We start from the raw sequence: 17,254 nt of genomic DNA, 5'->3' as shown, positions 1-17,254 counted from the left end.
GTGAAACCTTGTTGTTTGCCTTCTGCCAAGGCCAGCCAGGTACGGTCGGGATCAGTCCAGAGGTCGAGCGCCAGCGTGAACCCGGCAGTAGGGCAAGGAGCGGCAGAAAAAGTTCAGCCGATCTCGCATGCGCACGTGACGTCTCGTCTACTTCGGCAACAGGAGAATGGCTCGGCCATGACACCCCGCACCACGAACACATTTGCGCTTGCGCCCCTCACCGTGAAGGCGATGATCTAGGTGGAGGGCGCATACGGGCGAGCGGCCTGGACGGGACCGTGGTCGGCCTCGTCAAGCTCCGGGCGTCCCAGATCAACGGCTGCGCCTACTGGCGATGCACACGCGCGTTGACATCAGGGGTCAACTGTTGTCTGCGTTGGAATGCCAAGCAACATGTCTTGAGTGAAAAGTATCAAGGTGCCTCGGTGGACAACGAAAGCAAATCCGAACGAATCGCTTTGGCGGCCGACATCGTCGCCGCCTACGTGTCGAACAATGTCGTGCCGGCCGCGCAGCTCGGCCAGCTCATCGCGGACGTGCACCGCGCCGTCGCGGCCCTAGGCGCACCACGGGCGGCCGAGCCCGCTCCGCTCACGCCGCTGATGCCGATCAAGAAGACGGTGACGCCGGACTACCTCATCAGCCTGGAGGACGGGCGGCCCTACAAGTCGCTGAAGCGCCACTTGGCGAAGCATGGCCTCACCCCGGACCAGTACCGCCAGAAGTGGGGCCTGCCGCACGACTACCCGATGGTAGCACCGAACTACGCGGCGCAGCGCTCCGAGCTGGCCAAGACCATCGGCCTCGGCCGGGCGCGGCAGCCGCGGCAGAAGCAGGCCGCCTGATCACGGGCTAGCAGCGGCTGGAGATGTCCTGTCAGTCCAGCCGCTGCCCGCTCATCACCGTACCCGACGGATCCAGAGGCGCTCGGCGCGCGGATGAGCGGCGGCGACGAGCGCCAGGGCACCGGCGGCACCGGCGAGCATCACGATCAGTGCGGACATGGCGTGGATCCCCCAGTCCGCAGGATGCCTGGGGCCGACAGCGCGGCCCATGTGAGGGCCCGCCGCGAGACAATCCGGCTCGTGCGCGCGAGGGCGGCGGAGTCGCGTAAGAGCGATTATGGGCGTGGTGGTCGGGCCGAGACAGGACGGAGCTTCTGGGCCGCCTGAAGCTCGTTGGTGAGCTGAGCCTGAAGGTCGGCTGCGACCTGCTGCGGGATCAGCTGTAGGGTCTGGCGAGATCGTTTCACCTGGGCCGGTGGCTCTGAGCCGCCGACCGCTGCTGCAGCGCCAGCAGACGACGCCGGCGTCGCCGTTCCGGGCGTGGAACTCCAATCATCCCAGAATGGCCTTGGCCAACTCTGTATCGGCTCCGCACTAGATGTTCGGTCCCGGGATGTGGTGTGACGGGTCGAGCCTGAAGCGTTCGGGCTCTTTCGTCCAGGTCTGGCAGATAAACTCGTAGGGCGTGAGGCCGCGCAGGGTCTTCAACCGACGGCCGTAGTTGTAGGCATCGACGAACAGCTGCAGGTGCTGCCGCAGCTCGTCGTGGCTGGCGTAGTGGTAGCGCTTGACCGTGGCGTCCTTGATGGTGCGGTTCATCCTCTCAACTTGGCCATTCGTCCACGGACAGCGCGGCTTGGTCAGGCGATGCTCGATCCTGGTCTGCTCGCAGGCCCACGCGAACGAATGCCAGCGATAGATGCGCGGCTCATCGCGTGCGGCCCAATAGGCTGCCGCTGCGGCCTCGGCCTCCTCGTCCACCGGCCGGTTGTCGGTGAACTGGATGCCGTTGTCGGTGAGGACCGTGTGGATCGTGTAGGGCACCGCCGCGACGAGGTCGTGCAGAAAGGCCGCGGCGATCCGCTGGGTCGCCTTCTCGTGGAGTTGAACGAAAGCAAACTTGCTGGTGCGATCGATGGCCACGAACAGGTGGAGCTTGCCCTGTTCGGTGCTGACCTGGGCGATATCGATGTGAAAATAGCCGATCGGGTAGGCCTTGAAGCGCGACCGCTTGGGCTTGTCGCCATCGACATCGGGCAGTCGGCTGATGCCGTGACGCTGCAGACAGCGGTGCAGGCTGGAGCGGGTCAGGTGCGGGAGGGTCGGCTGGAGCGCGTAGAGGCAGTCGTCCAGCGGCAGAAGGGTGTGGCGCCGGAAGGCGACGATGACCGCCTCGTCCTCCAGGCTCAGCACGCTGGAGCGGGGCTCCTTCGGGCCCATCCGGGCATCGCTGCTGGTCTGGCGGGAGCGCCACTTCTGCACGGTGGTGGGGCTGACCCCGTAGCGCTTGGCGGCGGCTCTCACGCTTTCTTGACGAGCTTGGATTGCCCGACGGACCGTCTCAGTCGTCGTGGCGCTGCCGTGGAGAACCTGTCCCATAGCGCGTCCCTCCATGCGGCAGCAGTCGTACCACCACACTGCGGGACCGAACATCTCCTAGCTGGGGATCTGATGGACAGCGCGTGCCGCGCTGCCCACAGCTCCACAGCAGAACCAGCAATCAGGATGCCAGATCAGCCGGGAGCGCGGACGGCGAGGTTGAAACGATGTCGTCGAACCTCACAGTTCGGAAGTCCTCGTGGGCGCCCTGCGCCGGCCCACAATCGAGGCTCAGTTGATCGGCCTCCGGCGGGGCCGCGCGGGCGGGCGGCTGTACTGCCCTGATCTTTGTGGGGGAACAGGCCCGCGGCTCGTGCGAGGCTCCAACCGTTCCGCACTCTGCTCCTTGCGGAACGGCGGGCCGGGCGCCTGAACCCTTCTCCCAAACAGCGAGGATGCCCGGCCCGTGCTGCACCTCCTGTCCTGATCTTGGTCAGGGAGCCGCCCCATGGGCTGTGCGAGGCTCTCCCCGTTCCGCACTGTCCACCCGCTCCTGCTGCGGGACAGCGGGCCGGGTGTCGGACCCCTCCCTTGTGACACCCGGCTCGTGCTGCAACCCCCGCTCACTCGTGTTGAGCTAGATCGAACTCGTGTCCTATTTGATCAAGTTGGCGGGACATACAGTGTACAGAGTGCGGATGGATATCGAACAGTCTGTAGGACTACCCGAACGGCGCGCCAACTGGTGATTGGACTTCCCTGCTCTTTGTGGGGGAACCCCCTCGCGGGTCGTGCGAGGCTGCCCGTGTTCCGTGCCGGCCGGCCCCCCCCCGACGCGGGACAGCGGGTCGGGCGCATGGGGCCTCAGCACCAACACGTGCCAGGCTCGCGCAGCCACGTTTATCTTTGTAAGGGACGGCCGGCGGCGCTCTGGGCGACACGTCGCTTGTGGTGCTGCTCGTGACCATCCTGCCGGTTCGGTGCACGGGCGGCTCACAGCGGGCCGGGTGGAAGGATCTTCCCGGGGGGCGCCCGGCCCGCAACGCTACGCTCAACCTGGGTGAGCGACAGCCCGCACGATCGACGCGACACAGGGCGCATGGTGCTGCTCGCTCTCCTCTCGGTTTGCGCAGGCGGACAGCGTCATCTGCGGGTCGGGCGCCTGGGATCTCGACACCAGCACGCGCCCGGCCCGCACCTCTCTCCGAGGGGGTCTACGCGGCATCGTTTGATCATCCACGCCGCGTGAGGGTGGCTGCGATCAGCTGCCGGTGGATCCACCACTGCTCCATCGTTTCGTGCATCAGATGGACCGTCTTCTCGGCCACTGTGGTGTCCCACCCAGCGGTGCGGCTCCGCTCGATGCTCCCGGCGAGGTCGAGCATGCGCTGTTCGCCCTCGGCAATGTGCAGGTCGGCCCGTACCAGGTCGGCAGCTTCGTCAAGGTAGTCGATCATGGCGCGACCCTCGACACCGGAGGCAACGCGCCACCAGCGCCCTTGGAGCCGGCGAGACGGCTGCTGTGCTGAGAACGTCCTGACACCCTCGCGCCAGCTGGCGGCCGTAGCTGGCGGACATGACCGCTGCAGCTCTCCTCGACACCACCCTCTCGCCCACTGTCCTGGCCTGGAGCCAGGGCCTCGCCAGCCTCTCGCCTGGCCAGCCGCCCTGTCCCGGGCTGAAGCCGGAGGAGTGGATCACGACCCTGACCAACGCCCGCCGCTTCGTGGACGAGTTCGGGCCCCAGGCCGATGCATTTGGGTGGGACACCCTCACCTTGTTCAGCGTGCACCCGAAGTCAGGCGCGATCCGCGGCGACTGGTGCGGCGTGCTGATCCCGTGCTCCTACCCCGTGCACGAGGTCACGGCCGAGCGCATGCGCAAGCACATCTGGACCGTCTACAAGGAGCAACCGGTCCACCACCGGGGCATCCCCGTCTGGGAGTTCGCGCGCTAGATCGGCCCGATGGCTGACCAACGCACTCTCGGCGAACTCCTGAAGGCGAACCTCGTGAGCGATGAAGACTTGAACGCGGCTGTCTCTGGCTACCTCGCGGACCCTACACTCGGCCCGCGACAGATCGCAGACGGCATCACCCTCGACATCACTGCGGCTGTGCTGGCCAACCGCTGGGCCACCGACGTGCTGGCAGACGAGGAGATGAGCGAGGCAGCGCGCCGCAATGCGGTCCGGACGGCGATCCTGCTGGCGAGGGTAGCTTAAGTCGTTCAGCCGAGGTTGGCAGAGATGAACAGGCGACGCTAATATCTGATCGGTGGTCGACCAGTTCACGCCCCTCCGCGTTCTCGCGCCCATCTGATCGGAGAGAACGCGCCACGTCCCTGCACTGTGGGTGGTCTATGAGTGCGTCATCGATCTCGCCCTCATCTCGAATGATCCGCAAACTGGAGAGCAACACCAATCTCTCGGACGAGGATCGACTGGCTCTTGAACGCCTGCCTTTCCACGAGAAGGTGCTCTGGGCACGCTAGGATCTGACTCAGGAAGGCAACCGCCCGTCCAACTGCTACCTTTTGGTGGAGGGCTGGCTCATCCGCTGCAAGGTGTTGCGCGACAGCAGGCGGCAGATCCTCTCGTTGCATGTTCCGGGCGAAGTACCCGACCTGCATGCCTTGTACCTGCACGCAACAGATTGCGCTCTGGCTACCCTGACCCACGCTAGAGTCGCCTGCATCCCGCACGAGGCCTTTCGTACTTTGATAGCTGCTCGCCCCACGATTGCAGCGGCACTCTGGCGAGAGACACTGATCGACGCGCAGATCTACCAGCAGCGGGTGATCGGGCTGGGTCGTCGCGGTGCGCTGGGCCGTATCGCCCACCTTTTCTGCGAGACGTACGTCAGGCTAAGCGCCACCGGCTTGGCCAAGGATCACCGCTGCGAGTTCCCGCTCACACAAGCCGATGTAGGCGACGCAGTCGGGCTCTCGACGGTGCACGTCAACCGTTCGCTGCAGACCCTGCGTGCGGAGCAGCTGATCAGCTGGCAGGGGCGTTCACTGGAGATATTGAACTGGAAGAGGCTGGTGGCGGTGGCTGACTTCGACCCCGCCTACCTGCACTTGGACAAGTCGGCAGCATCATGAGCCTGCAATTGTAAAATCCTGAACTTGATTAGACAGACAGTGTCAGCCTCACTTCCCTTCAGCCCGACCGAGGATGGCTTGGCGTGCGGTCACGCCGTCAAGCCCTGCGCCTGCGGCGCACCGCTTCGCGGCTTCGGGGCCTGACCGCCTGACCGAACCAAGCCAGAGGTTTTCAGGCCGAAAATGGCTTGCTGCAGGAGCACTACTCTCCCCTTGATCGCGCCTCAACCTGACACTGTCCGACAGATCAAATCCTGACTTTTACACTGAATTTCAGTCTACTCGCCCTGCTGTGATCGACCGCATGTGCAGAGCCAGCCATGATCATCAGCACCTCGGCAGCGGCGTCGTGTAGCGCGGCGTGCGCATCTCGAACTTCGTCGGCCACGTCCGCTCGGCGATGGCCGAGTAGTCCGCGCACGCCATCATCGCGCAACGCGCCGAGCCTACTGCTGCGAGCATGACACGCCGCAATCCCCGCCGTGCCTACGACCGCCAGGGCCGGGAGATCGCCCCGCCCACGATCGGCAGTTTGCGCGCGCAGGGCGATACCACAGCGGCCGTGTTCTGCTACGTGCCAGACTGCCACCGCAGCGTGGTCATCAGCACCGACCGCTTCCCAGCCGACTTGCCCTTCCCCGACATCGTGCACGCCCACCGGAATTCGCCAGCAGTGTCCCGTCGTTTTCTGGACATCAATGCGATGTGCCCTGCGGGGCACACACCAGCAGATCTTACGGGATGCCGTTGACCGTCAGACACCCGACTGCAACACAGATCAGGACGGTTCCCCTCGGGGATCAAAAGGGAACGCGGTGCGGGTTCATGCCCCAAGCCGCGGCTGCCCCCGCAACTGTAAGCGGCGAGCCTGCCATCACCAGCGTCACTGGGTGCCTCACCCGGGAAGACGATGGCAGGCCCTGACCCGTGAGCCAGGAGACCTGCCGTCAGCCGTGGTCACACGCGAAACGCGTCGGGCGGGGTGTCCTGACGGGTGTCGAAGCGGGCCATCGCGCCCGCCCGACCTTGCTCGCGGTGACGTGCCACTGCCGTTGCCCGAGGCTCGCCCGTGTTCTCGCTCTTCCCCCAGGCTGTTTCTCCGCCGTGCGCGCGCGTGAAGGCGGCGCTGCTCCTGTCGACCGCTGCTGCGATCTTCACTCCAGTGGGCACGCATGCCCAGGAGCAGGCACCGGCATCCGGCGGAAGCGTGATGGCCCTCGACCAGATCACGGTCGCAGGCCAGAGGTCGGGCGTGAACCTGCTGGCACCCACCCCCTACACGGCCGCGCCAGCCGGGCTCAATCTTGCCACGCCGAACCGCAGCGGCAGCCGCCTCGACCTCTCGCCGCTGGAGACGCCGGCCAGCATCGAGATCATCTCCGGCCAGAAGATCCGCGAGCGCGGGCAGGAGACGGTGCAGGAGGCCGTCACCCAGAATGCCACCGGCATCACCACGATCGGCGCGCCCGGCAACGGCTTCGGCTCCTACACCGCCCGCGGCTTTGCCGGCGTCAACTCGGTGATGCAGCTCTACGACGGCACCCGGCTCTACGTCGGCGCTGGCACCATCACGTATCCGTTCGACACCTGGAACGTCGACCGCATCGAGGTGCTGCGTGGTCCGGCCTCCGTGCTCTACGGTGACGGCGCCATCGGCGGCATCATCAACGTGGTGCCCAAGAAGCCGACCCTCGTTCCGATCAATGAGGCCCGCGCCGCGGTAGGCTCCGACGGCATCAAGCGCCTCGCCATCGACTCGGGCGGTCCGGTCAGCGAGAACCTGTTCTACCGCCTCAACGTGAGCGGCAACCAGGCCGACGGCTGGCTGCGGCAGAACGGCGAGTTCTCCAACCTCGCGATCTCCGGCGCGCTGCTGTTCCAGGCCACGCCCGACCTCGCCTTCACGCTCTCGCACGATTACGGCTACCAGGAGCCGCTGCGCTACTTCGGCACCCCGCTGATCGGCGGGCGTGTCGATCCACGCACCCGGTTCAACAACTACAACGTCGATGACAGCCGGATCATCTTCAAGGACAACTGGACTCAGCTCAAGACCGAGTGGACCCCCAGTGCGGACGTGACTATCCGCAACACCGCCTATCATCTCACCTCGAACCGCCGCTGGCGTGACGTCGAGACCTACGCCTTCGTGCCGGCGACCGGCCTGATCCGGCGCTCCGACTACATCGAGATCTTCCACGACCAGGAGCAGATCGGCAACCGCTTCGATGCTGCATTCCGCGGCAATCTGTTCGGGTTCAAGAACGAGTTCGTGGTCGGCTTCGATGTCAACCACATCGACTTCCTGCACACCAACAACTCGCCCTACGGCGGCGTGAGCACCGTCAATCCTTACGTCTTCTCGCCTGGTATCTTCCTTCGGGTGAATGGAACCAGTCCCGGCTACGCCACCACCTCAGACCAGTACTCGCTGTTCGCAGAGGACCGGCTGATCGTCACGGATCAGCTCTCCTTGATCGCCGGCGTGCGCTACGATGCCCCGACCGTCCGCCGCGAGGATCTGCGCAACCCGTCCGCCAACTTCACCAAGGATTTTAGTGCGGTCAGCTACCGGTTCGGCGTCGTCTTCAACCCGATGCCCGACAGCTCGCTCTACGCGAGCTACGCCACGGCCGTCGATCCGGTGAACTCGCTCATCACGCTGTCACTCGCACAGAAGGACTTCGAACTCTCGACCGGCGAGCAGGTCGAGGTCGGTTACAAGCAGGTGTTCTGGGGCGGCCGGGGCGAGTTCACGCTCGCAGGCTACCGGATCAAGAAGGACAACCTGCTCACCGTCGACCCTCAGCGCCCGACCGTGGCGATCCAGGTCGGCAGCCAGTCTTCGCACGGGGTCGAGGCCTTCGTATCTCTCGGTCTGTGGGAGAACTGGCGCATCGAAGGCAACCTCGCCCTGCTGCACGCGCAGTACGACGATTTCCAACAGGCGGTTGGCGGCGTTGCGGTCAACTTCGCAGGCAAGCAGCCGATCAACGTGCCGGAGCGCGTGGCCAATCTCTGGCTGTCCTGGGCTTTCGCGCCACGCTGGGAGGCGCGGGCCGGCGTGCAATTTGTCGGAGAAACCTTCAGCGACTTCGCCAACACCGTGCGGCGGCCAGCCTACGAGGTCGTGAACGCGAGCCTCGACTACCGCGTCACGGACACCTCGCGCTTCAGCGTGCGAGTCTACAACCTGCTCGACACGATCTACCCGGTCACGGGCGGGTCCACCTACTGGCTGCTGGGCCGCCCTCGTTCGGTCGAGGTGGCCTACAACATTGCGTTCTGAGCTGCGATGCGCCGGGTCGTGAAGCGCCTGAAGCGGTGGCTGTACCTTGGCCACCGCTGGCTCGGGATCGCCACCTGCCTGCTGTTCGTGATCTGGTTCGTGTCCGGCGTGGTGATGATGTACGTCGGCTTTCCGGCCCTGACCGAAGCCGAGCGGCGCGCAGCCCTGCCGGGTCTCGCGTGGGATCGTGTCACCCTCTCCCCCGAGGCCGCTCTCAGCGCGGCCGGGCAAACCCGCTTCCCGCGCGAGCTCCGCCTGGCGATGCTCGACCGGGAGCCCGTTTACCGGATCGTGGCCTGGGATGGCGGACAGCACACCGTCTCGGCGGCAGATGGCCGATCGGTCACCAATATCGAGGCAGAGGTGGCGCTCGCCGTCGCCAGGCATGATCCTCGCGCGGTGCGGCCCCAGCTCCTTGGCGCTGTCGATCGCGACCAGTGGTCGGTGACCGCGCGTTACAACGCGCTGCGGCCGTTCCACCTCGTGGCCCTCGGTGACCCTCACGGCACGAGGCTCTACGTGTCGGCCCGAACCGGCCAGATCGCCCTCGACACCTCCGGGCAGGAGCGGTTCTGGAACTGGCTCGGCGCGATCCCACACTGGATCTACGTTACGCCGCTGCGGGCGCAGGCGGAGCTGTGGCGGGACGTGGTGCTCTGGGTCTCCGGGGTTGCCATCGTGGGGGCGATCACCGGCTTGTGGGTCGGGTTGCTGCGCGTGCGGGTTCGGCGACGCTACGCGTCCGGTTTGATCTCCCCTTACCGCGGCTGGGCCGTATGGCACCATCTCGGCGGATTGGTCGGCGGCCTGACGCTCGTGACCTTCATCGTCAGCGGCTGGCTGTCGATGAACCCGAACCGCTGGTTTGGTCCGCGCGCGCCCACGCAGGCGATGCTGGAGCGCTACGCGGGGGTGGTCGAGCCTCGCTTCAACCTGGACCTGGATCGGGTTCGTACCGCCGCGTGCCGTGCCCTCGCCGAGGTGCGGTTCGGCTGGCAGACGGGGCAGGCTCGCGCCGTCCTCACCTGCCGAGAGGACCCGCCGGTCGTCTGCTGCTCGCCGGTGTCAGGTGCCGTGGATGGTGAAAGTGTGAGGATCGCAGAGGCGGCCCGGCGGCTGCTGCCAGAGGCTTCAATCACCGAGACGGTGCTGCTGACCGAGGAGGATGCCTACTGGTACTCCCATCACCAACAGCGCCGCCTTCCAGTGCTGCGCGTGAAGTTCGACGATCCGGACGCAACGTGGTTCCACATCGATCCTGTCACGGGCGAGATCCTCGGACGGGCAGATCGCTCCTCACGGGTATACCGGTGGCTATTCAACGCGCCGCATAGCTTCGACTTCCTGTTCCTGCTGAGCCGGCGACCGGCCTGGGACGCCGTGGTCTGGCTCCTCTCGGCCGCCGGTTTGGTCATCTCGGTTTCCGGGGTCGTGATCGGCTGGCGGCGATTGCGCTAGTATTGGGTCGTGCAGCGGTATCCGCCGGGTCAGTAGAAAGCGACATCATTGTGTTCGGCCCGCGGGGCCAGCAGTTCTGACCGGGAGATCCGGAACGAGAAAGGGGACCCGCGAGGGTCCCCTTTGCACTCAGTGGTGATGATGTCGCCGATGATGATGGTGGCGCATCCGATGGTGATGATGGTGATGATGGCGCCGCACGTGATGGTGGTGCCGCATGTGCCCGTGACGGTGCTGCACCGTCGTCACCATGTCCGAAGCCTCAACAGCAGCCGGCAGGGCCGGTGCCGCTGCAACCGGGGTCACCAGCGTCGCAGTGCCGAGCGCAGCCAGCACGGCCAGCGCGAAGATGGGTGTCCTCATGGGGGTTCCTCCTGAACAAGCCGTAGGAACAGTCGGACGACCCCCACAGCGGCATGGAACGGCTCAGCTTTCAGGATAGTTCCACCCGTCGCTAGTAGTTGCTGCAGCCTAGCTCAGTCGTCATCGTGGTGATCGTCATGGTGGTGATGTTCGCGCTCGACCCGGACGGTGCCCGTGTGATCTGCATCATGATCATGATGTCGTTCAATGACGCGTTGTTCGCGATGATGGTCGTCACCGTGGGCGCGGACGCCACCCGGACCCACGTCGACATGCTGGGCCATGGCGGCGGCCGGCGCGAACAGCAGGGCCGCAGCAAAACCAGTGAGGACGAGCTTCTTCGTCATCGGTGTCTCCAGTCTCGTTCGGCATGACGCCTGTTGGGACTGGAAACGCCGCAGGGAATAAATGGTTCGCCTGAAACGTGCTGCCTTTTTGGGGCGCAGTCAGACTGGATTGTCCGGGCAGACGCAGGCGATGAACACGGCATGAACGGCCAGATCATCACCCGTGGACTTAGCGGCCCTTGTCGGGGGGGGCGCTCCGGCAAGGGTCACGTCGGTGGTGCGCGCAGAGTTCGGTAGAGTGCGCGCACCGCGTCCATGAAGTCCTGCTCGGAATGCGCCTGGCAGTAGCTGCGCAGGAACTCGGCCTGCCGCGCCAGTGGGAATCCAGGCGGGGTGAGGTCGAGCCCCTCATCGACACCCGGCGGCGAGCGGATCAGCGCGCCGCTCATGAAGCCCTGCGCCCAGGCGAAAAAGTCCCGCTCGGTAGCAGGAGTGCGCCCGATTTCAGCAGTGAACTGGGAGCAAGGCGTGGCGCCGATACCGACAATCTTGACGGCTTGGGCTGAGGCGCTGCCGGTCTCGCCGGCAACCATCAGCACGACGAGCAGTTCACGGATCATGGTATCTCCTCGTTCAAGCTGTGGTGGTTCGGATCATCCGGCATGCAGACCCGGCCGGTGCAGACGATCAGCACCCGGTCAGGGGACCGACCGAGGCAGGTCACGTCGTAGACCATCCGCGCGCCGTCACGTAGGACCAGGCTGGTGTTGCGTGCGATGCAGCCAGCCTGCTGCAGGGCGCGCTTCAGCAGGTGGTGGTCGGCCTGCGCCGGACCGACGGCGAGCATGGCCCCTACGGTGAGGAGGGTAAGGCGGAGCTTCATGATGATCCCTCCTATTCGGCTGCTTGCCGCAGGCGCGGGTAGGTGTGGCGCTCGGAGGCGGCATCGCGAGCGGCGGCTTCCGTGGTGCCGAAGCGGGCGTAGAGCGCCGGCAGGACGACCAGCGTGAGCAGGGTCGCGCTGATCAGGCCGCCGGTTTCACAACCAGACACCCGATTGAAACATCTGCCCTCGTCGCGTATCTTAAAAGGCCGGAGATCAGACTTGCACGCCGCTCACACCAACATGCGCCGTTTCGTCGCCAGCTTCATGCTAGCGGTGATTGCCGTGTTCGCGGTGTTGAGCTCGGCTCATGCGGGTCTTCACGCCTCCGGACACTCCCACGGCTCCAGCGTCGTGCGCGCCGAGACTGACGGCGGTTCGGCCTCTCTGCATAGGGCTGAGTTGGCCGACCAGGGCGATGTCGCGGTGCCCGACATGCCCGACTGTTCGTACTGTCACGCCTCCACTTCGATTCTTGCGCCCGAGCTCAGGGCTGGGCTCGTTCTGCGTGGCTCCGGCACAAGCCTACCCCATCTCACTTCCACGGTGCTGCCGGGCATGCAGCCCGAGGGCCTGAGAAGACCGCCCAGACTCCTCTGACGTGCCCTGGCGCATTTGTGTCCCGTTTCCGGGATGCGAGTGCCGAGACACCGCGTCCGAGGATATTCGATGCTCAATCCCTACTTTGGCGCCCCGCGCCGCTTTCCGGCCGTGCTCGCCGGCCTGCCCGCTCTCGTCCTCTCCTGCCTCATGCTCGCCGCGACCTCGACCGGAGCACCGGCCCACGAGGGGCACGACCACGGCAACGAGACGCCCCTAGCAGCCAACGCCGGGTCGCCGCGGGTTGCCACCCACTCCGACCAGTACGAGCTCGTTGGCATCCTGAAGCAGGGGCGGCTGACACTCTACCTCGACCGATTCGCTGACAACGCGACCGTCACAGACGCCAAGATCACGGCCAGTCTGGGCAATGCCGAGGTTGCGGCCGAGGCTACCCCGGACGGCACCTACACGGTTTCGTCGCCGAAGCTCGCTGGGCACGGCCCGCTGGAGGTGGTGTTCAACGTGCAGGCTCCGGGCGGCGAGGACCTCCTGATTGGAACCTTGCCGCTGCCAGCCGAGCCGTCCGCCGTTGCGGCAACGGCATCGACGTCCGGGATCGAAGGTATCCGCCAGAGCCTGCGATCCCTCGGAGCAGGCACCGGCAGCCCTTACTCCCTCGCCGGCGGAACACTCGTGCTCGGCCTCCTACTCGGTCTTGCGTTGCGCAGCCGGTCGCGCTGGGTACCGGCAACGGCAGTTGGTCTGACCGCTCTCTTGGTTTCGGCCGGTTACGCGCTCGCCCACGAAGGCCATGATCACGGTCGCGAACCAGCCGCCGCTGCCACCTCCGACGCGCCTCAGCGCCTGCCCGATGGCAACGTGTTCCTGCCCAAGCCCTCGCAGCGACTCATGGAGGTCAGAACGGCCGTCACGAGACCTGAGACGGCACAACGCGGCGTTCAGCTCATCGGCCGCGTCATCGCAGACCCGAACCGCTCCGGCCTCGTGCAGAGCATCAATGGCGGCCGGGTGAGCGCGCCCGAGCGCGGCCTACCCCGCATCGGCCAGTCTGTGAAGAAAGGCGACATCCTGGCCACGGTCGAGCCGGCCCTTCCTTTAGCGGACCAGACCACGATCGCAGAGCGGGCGGGCGAGATCGAGCAGCTCATCACAGTCGCCGAGGGGAAGTTGGAGCGCCTTCGCAGGCTCGCCGCGGACAACATCACGCCGCGCAGCCAGGTGGTCGATGCGGAGGCCGAGCTGGTGGGCCTTCGCCGGCGCCGCGAGATTGTGCGGCAAACCCGGGTCGAGCCGGAGGTTCTGCGGGCACCTATCGATGGCGTGATCGCCAATGCCAGGGTTGTCGCGGGCCAAGTGGTGCAATCCCAGGACGCACTGTTCCAGATCGTGCATCCGGAAGGGTTCTGGGCCGAGGCGCTGGTCTACGGCGAGGTCGATCCCACGAAGATCGCGGACGCCACCGCCCTTAGCGGCGACAGCACCTCGATGCGTCTTCGCTTCCAGGGCTCCAGCCGCGCCCTCCAGCAGCATGCGACCGTGGTCCACTTCGCCATCCTGGACCCCCCGGCTTCGGTCAGCGTCGGACAGCCCCTCACGGTGGTGGCCCGCAACGGATCGGAGGTCACCGGCTTCATCCTGCCCCGCGACGCGGTGGTACGGGCCGCCAATGGCGACGCGCTCGTCTGGTTGCACACCGCCCCCGAACGCTTCGAGGGGCGACCGGTACGCACCGAAGCGTTCGATGCCACTCGCGTGGTCGTGCGCGACGGCTTGAAGTCTGGTGAGCGCGTCGTCGTGCGCGGCGCCGAACTCATCAACCAAGTGCGCTGAGCCGTCTCCTCGTCGGAAGCTGCCATGTTCAACCTTCTCGTCACGTCGAGCCTGAAGAACCGCCTGTTCGTGCTGGCGGCTGCCCTGGTGCTGGTCGCCTACGGCAGCTTCGTGTTACCGCGCCTGCCTGTCGACGTCTTTCCCGACCTCAACCGTCCCACCGTCACCCTGCTCACCGAGGCCGAGGGCTTGGCCCCGCAGGAGGTCGAGCAACTCATCACCTTCCCCATCGAGACCACGATGAACGGAATGCCGGGCGTCACGCGCGTGCGATCCGTGTCCGGGGTCGGGCTGTCGGTGGTCTACGTCGAATTCGGCTGGGGCACCGATATCTACCGCTCGCGCCAGCTCGTGGCGGAGCGCCTTGCCCTCGTGCGCGAGCGCCTGCCGCGGACGGTAAGTCCGCAGATGGGGCCGGTCACCTCCATCATGGGCGAGATCATGCTGGTGGCGGTCACCAGCGAGACGGCCACGCCCATGGAGGTGCGCGAGGTCGCGGACTTCGTGCTCCGGCCCCAACTTCTCACCCTGCAGGGCGTCGCACAGGTGATCCCGATCGGCGGCGAGGTACGTCAATACCGGGTCATCCCCAACGTGGCCGCGATGCAGGCGCTCGAGGTGTCCTCCGAGCAGATCGAGCAGGCGATCACGCGCTTCGGCACCAACACCGGCGGCGGCTTCGTCGACCAGCACGGCCGGGAGTACCTGATCCGCAACGTCGGCCTGACCAAGCGGATCGAGGACCTCCAGAACACGGTAGTGCTCTACCGCCAAGGCCAGCCCATTCTCCTGAAGCAGGTCGCAGCAGTGGACTTCGCAGCTCGGGTCAAGCGGGGCGATGCCGGCTACCGGGGCCGGCCGGCGGTGATCGTGGGCATCCAGAAGCAGCCTAACGCCGACACGGTCGACCTCACTCGCCGCATCGAGGAGGAGCTGCAGAAGATCCAGAAGTCGGTGCCCCCGGGGATCACGGTCACCAATGTCCAGTTCCGGCAGGCCACCTTCATCGAGACCTCGATCGCCAACGTCGAGCGCGTGCTGCTCGAGGCGGCCGGGGTGGTGGCTGTGATCCTAATCCTCTTTCTCCTGAACGTGCGGGCGACGCTGATCTCGCTCACCGCCATCCCAATCTCGATCCTGGTCACGGTGCTGGTGTTCGACGCCTTCGGCCTTTCCATCAACACGATGACGCTCGGCGGGCTCGCCATAGCCATCGGCGAATTGGTCGACGACGCCGTGGTCGACGTCGAGAACATCATCCGGCGGCTGGGCGAAAATGCCCACCTGCCGCAGCCCGAACCCGTGTTGGAGGTGATCGCGGCTGCCTCCCAGGAGGTGCGCTCCGGCATCGTCTACGCGACGATGATCGTGATCCTGGTGTTCATTCCTCTGTTTGCCCTCTCCGGTATCGAAGGGCGGCTCTTCGCGCCGCTGGGTGTGGCCTACATCGTCTCGATCCTGGGCTCACTGCTAACCTCGATTACCGTGACGCCGGTCCTGGCCTACTATCTCTTGTCGGGACGCAAGGCGGGGCATTCTGGTGACAGCTTCCTCGTGCGCGTACTCAAGCGGGGCAACCGCGCGCTCCTGCACTGGGCCTTCCGCAGCCAGCCGATCGTCTACGTCGGTGTGGCGGTGGTGTTCTTGGCCGCCGTCTACGGCGCCACGCTTTTGAAACGAGGCAAGCTCGTGCCGGACTTCAACGAGGGCACGGTGCTGGTCACCCTTCAGTACAATCCGGGCATCTCCTTGGCCGAGTCTAACCGCTTAGGGGCTATTGCCGAGCGGATCGTGCGCCAAGTGCCGGAGGTGCGCTCGGTCGGGCGTCGCACGGGCCGCGCCGAACTCGACGAGCACGCCGAGGGCGTCCACAACTCGGAACTCGACGTCGACCTGGCCCGCTCCGACCGGCCCAAGGCCGAGGTGCTGGCCGACCTGCGCGAGCGGCTCTCGGTGCTGCCGGTGTCGATCAGCATGGGCCAGCCAATTGCGCATCGGTTGGAGCACATGCTCTCAGGCCTGCCGGCCCAGATCGCGCTCAAGGTCTATGGCGAGGACACAGACACCTTGCGCACGCTCGCCGAGCGCCTCCGCGGACGCTTGGCCGGTATCCCTGGATTGGTTGACCTCCGCGTCGAGAAGCAGGTGCGCATTCCGCAGCTGCGCGTGAACGTGGACTACGAGCGCGCCGCCCTTTACGGGCTCACCCCCGCCGCGGTCACGCAGGCGCTTGAGGCTATGTCCAACGGACGCGTGGTGTCGCAGATCGTGGAGGGCAACCGCCGCTTCGACGTGGTGATGCGTCTCTCCGACCAGGATCGCTCCACCACGGGCCTCGTTGACCTCCTCATCGCGTCTCCCGCTGGCCACATCCCGCTCCGCTTCGTTGCCCGCGTCGAGGAGACGGATGGTCCTAACCAGATCAATCGCGAGAACGGACAGCGCCGCATCGCCGTCACCGCCAACAGTGACGGCAAGCGGGACATGGCCGCGCTCGTCGCCGACATCCGCTCGCGCGTGGCCGAGACGCCGTTGCCGCAAGGATACACGACGAGTCTGGAGGGCTCGTTCAAGGAGCGTGAGGAGGCGACGCTGCGCATCGGCCTGCTCGCCCTGGTGTCGCTCGCGCTGATCTTCGTGGTGCTAGTAAGCCGCTACAAGTCGGCGGTGCTGGCCCTCATCGTGCTCGGCAACATTCCGCTGGCGCTCATTGGAAGCGTAGCGGCACTGCATGTCTTCGGGCAGGAACTCTCGCTCGCCTCGATGATCGGCTTCATCACGTTGGCCGGCATCTCGGCCCGCAACGGCATCCTGAAAATCTCGCACTACATCAATCTCGTCCTGTTCGAAGGCGAGGTGTTTGGCCGCGAGATGGTGATGCGCGGCAGCCTGGAGCGGCTGACGCCCGTCTTGATGACGGCGCTCTCGGCCGGCCTCGCCTTGATCCCGCTCCTGTCGGGTGCCGGCGAGCCGGGACGCGAGATCCTGCACCCCGTGGCCGTAACGATCTTCGGTGGCCTGATCTCGGCCACCCTGCTCGACACGCTTCTCACCCCCCTCCTGTTCCTCGCCTTCGGCCGGAGGCCGCTGGAGAGGATCCAGGCGGCCCGAGCCGGTGCGCTCACACCGGCCGAGGCGTTCTAAACCCCTA

Annotated in this window: 16 protein-coding genes and 1 riboswitch; of the genes, 8 read left to right on the top strand and 8 right to left on the bottom strand. The window is 66.0% G+C overall.

Annotation, left to right across the window (positions count from 1 at the left end):
- Nucleotides 1–425: 425 nt before the first annotated feature.
- Entirely contained in the window at nucleotides 426–845 is a 420-nt protein-coding gene (locus tag ACE101_RS01470; protein ID WP_379125752.1) for a Ros/MucR family transcriptional regulator, read from the top strand.
- A 534-nt stretch (nucleotides 846–1,379) separates the two neighbouring features.
- Here the strand turns inward: ACE101_RS01470 and ACE101_RS01465 are convergent.
- Together ACE101_RS01465 and ACE101_RS01460 are read right to left on the bottom strand one after the other, a co-directional pair.
- A complete protein-coding gene (locus ACE101_RS01465) occupies nucleotides 1,380–2,384 on the bottom strand; it encodes an IS481 family transposase (RefSeq protein WP_379125751.1) in 1,005 nt (334 codons plus the stop codon).
- A gap of 1,172 nt (nucleotides 2,385–3,556) precedes the next feature.
- Nucleotides 3,557–3,781, bottom strand: coding sequence for a hypothetical protein (locus tag ACE101_RS01460; protein ID WP_379125750.1), 225 nt, complete (start codon nucleotides 3,779–3,781; stop codon nucleotides 3,557–3,559).
- 119 nt (nucleotides 3,782–3,900) lie between these two features.
- Here ACE101_RS01460 and ACE101_RS01455 point away from each other — a divergent pair, with 119 nt between their 5' ends.
- The 3 genes from ACE101_RS01455 (at nucleotide 3,901) to ACE101_RS01445 (ending at nucleotide 5,429) form a co-directional block, all read left to right on the top strand.
- Complete coding sequence (locus ACE101_RS01455; protein ID WP_379125749.1) at nucleotides 3,901–4,281, top strand: hypothetical protein; 381 nt, start codon at nucleotides 3,901–3,903, stop codon at nucleotides 4,279–4,281.
- Between the two features lie 9 nt (nucleotides 4,282–4,290).
- Complete coding sequence (locus ACE101_RS01450; RefSeq protein WP_379125748.1) at nucleotides 4,291–4,548, top strand: hypothetical protein; 258 nt, start codon at nucleotides 4,291–4,293, stop codon at nucleotides 4,546–4,548.
- Nucleotides 4,549–4,820: 272 nt separating this feature from the next.
- A complete protein-coding gene (locus ACE101_RS01445; RefSeq protein ID WP_379138421.1) occupies nucleotides 4,821–5,429 on the top strand; it encodes a Crp/Fnr family transcriptional regulator in 609 nt (202 codons plus the stop codon).
- A 327-nt stretch (nucleotides 5,430–5,756) separates the two neighbouring features.
- On the opposite strand, the gene ACE101_RS01440 is transcribed toward ACE101_RS01445, so the two are convergent.
- On the bottom strand, nucleotides 5,757–5,891 hold the full coding sequence (locus ACE101_RS01440; protein ID WP_379125747.1) for a hypothetical protein: 135 nt from the start codon (nucleotides 5,889–5,891) through the stop codon (nucleotides 5,757–5,759).
- Nucleotides 5,892–6,196: 305 nt separating this feature from the next.
- A riboswitch (cobalamin riboswitch) is annotated at nucleotides 6,197–6,392 on the top strand.
- A 247-nt stretch (nucleotides 6,393–6,639) separates the two neighbouring features.
- On the opposite strand from ACE101_RS01440, the gene ACE101_RS01435 reads away from it, so the two are divergent.
- Nucleotides 6,640–8,718 (top strand): TonB-dependent receptor, encoded by a 2,079-nt coding sequence (locus ACE101_RS01435; RefSeq protein ID WP_379125745.1) that lies wholly within the window; start codon nucleotides 6,640–6,642, stop codon nucleotides 8,716–8,718.
- 6 nt (nucleotides 8,719–8,724) lie between these two features.
- The gene (locus ACE101_RS01430) at nucleotides 8,725–10,176 is read left to right on the top strand and encodes a PepSY domain-containing protein (protein WP_379125744.1); all 1,452 of its coding nucleotides are present in this window, start codon (nucleotides 8,725–8,727) and stop codon (nucleotides 10,174–10,176) included.
- A 129-nt stretch (nucleotides 10,177–10,305) separates the two neighbouring features.
- Here ACE101_RS01430 and ACE101_RS01425 read toward each other — a convergent pair whose 3' ends face one another.
- The 5 genes from ACE101_RS01425 to ACE101_RS01405 form a co-directional block, all read right to left on the bottom strand.
- Nucleotides 10,306–10,539: a hypothetical protein gene (locus ACE101_RS01425; RefSeq protein ID WP_379125743.1), complete on the bottom strand. Its 234-nt coding sequence runs from the start codon at nucleotides 10,537–10,539 to the stop codon at nucleotides 10,306–10,308.
- Between the two features lie 113 nt (nucleotides 10,540–10,652).
- Entirely contained in the window at nucleotides 10,653–10,886 is a 234-nt protein-coding gene (locus ACE101_RS01420; protein WP_379125742.1) for a hypothetical protein, read from the bottom strand.
- Between the two features lie 206 nt (nucleotides 10,887–11,092).
- The gene (locus tag ACE101_RS01415) at nucleotides 11,093–11,446 is read right to left on the bottom strand and encodes a hypothetical protein (RefSeq protein WP_379125741.1); all 354 of its coding nucleotides are present in this window, start codon (nucleotides 11,444–11,446) and stop codon (nucleotides 11,093–11,095) included.
- Complete coding sequence (locus tag ACE101_RS01410; protein ID WP_379125740.1) at nucleotides 11,443–11,709, bottom strand: hypothetical protein; 267 nt, start codon at nucleotides 11,707–11,709, stop codon at nucleotides 11,443–11,445. Before ACE101_RS01410 ends, ACE101_RS01415 begins: the two co-directional genes overlap by 4 nt.
- Nucleotides 11,710–11,720: 11 nt before the next feature.
- On the bottom strand, nucleotides 11,721–11,879 hold the full coding sequence (locus ACE101_RS01405; RefSeq protein ID WP_379139070.1) for a hypothetical protein: 159 nt from the start codon (nucleotides 11,877–11,879) through the stop codon (nucleotides 11,721–11,723).
- A 499-nt stretch (nucleotides 11,880–12,378) separates the two neighbouring features.
- Here ACE101_RS01405 and ACE101_RS01400 point away from each other — a divergent pair, with 499 nt between their 5' ends.
- A complete protein-coding gene (locus ACE101_RS01400; protein ID WP_379125739.1) occupies nucleotides 12,379–14,103 on the top strand; it encodes an efflux RND transporter periplasmic adaptor subunit in 1,725 nt (574 codons plus the stop codon).
- A 24-nt stretch (nucleotides 14,104–14,127) separates the two neighbouring features.
- Complete coding sequence (locus ACE101_RS01395; protein ID WP_379125738.1) at nucleotides 14,128–17,247, top strand: efflux RND transporter permease subunit; 3,120 nt, start codon at nucleotides 14,128–14,130, stop codon at nucleotides 17,245–17,247.
- Nucleotides 17,248–17,254: the final 7 nt, after the last annotated feature.

Origin of the sequence: Methylobacterium carpenticola, from assembly GCF_042748905.1 — a bacterium.
Lineage (GTDB): Bacteria > Pseudomonadota > Alphaproteobacteria > Rhizobiales > Beijerinckiaceae > Methylobacterium > Methylobacterium carpenticola.
This window is presented reverse-complemented; position numbering and strand designations above follow the sequence as displayed.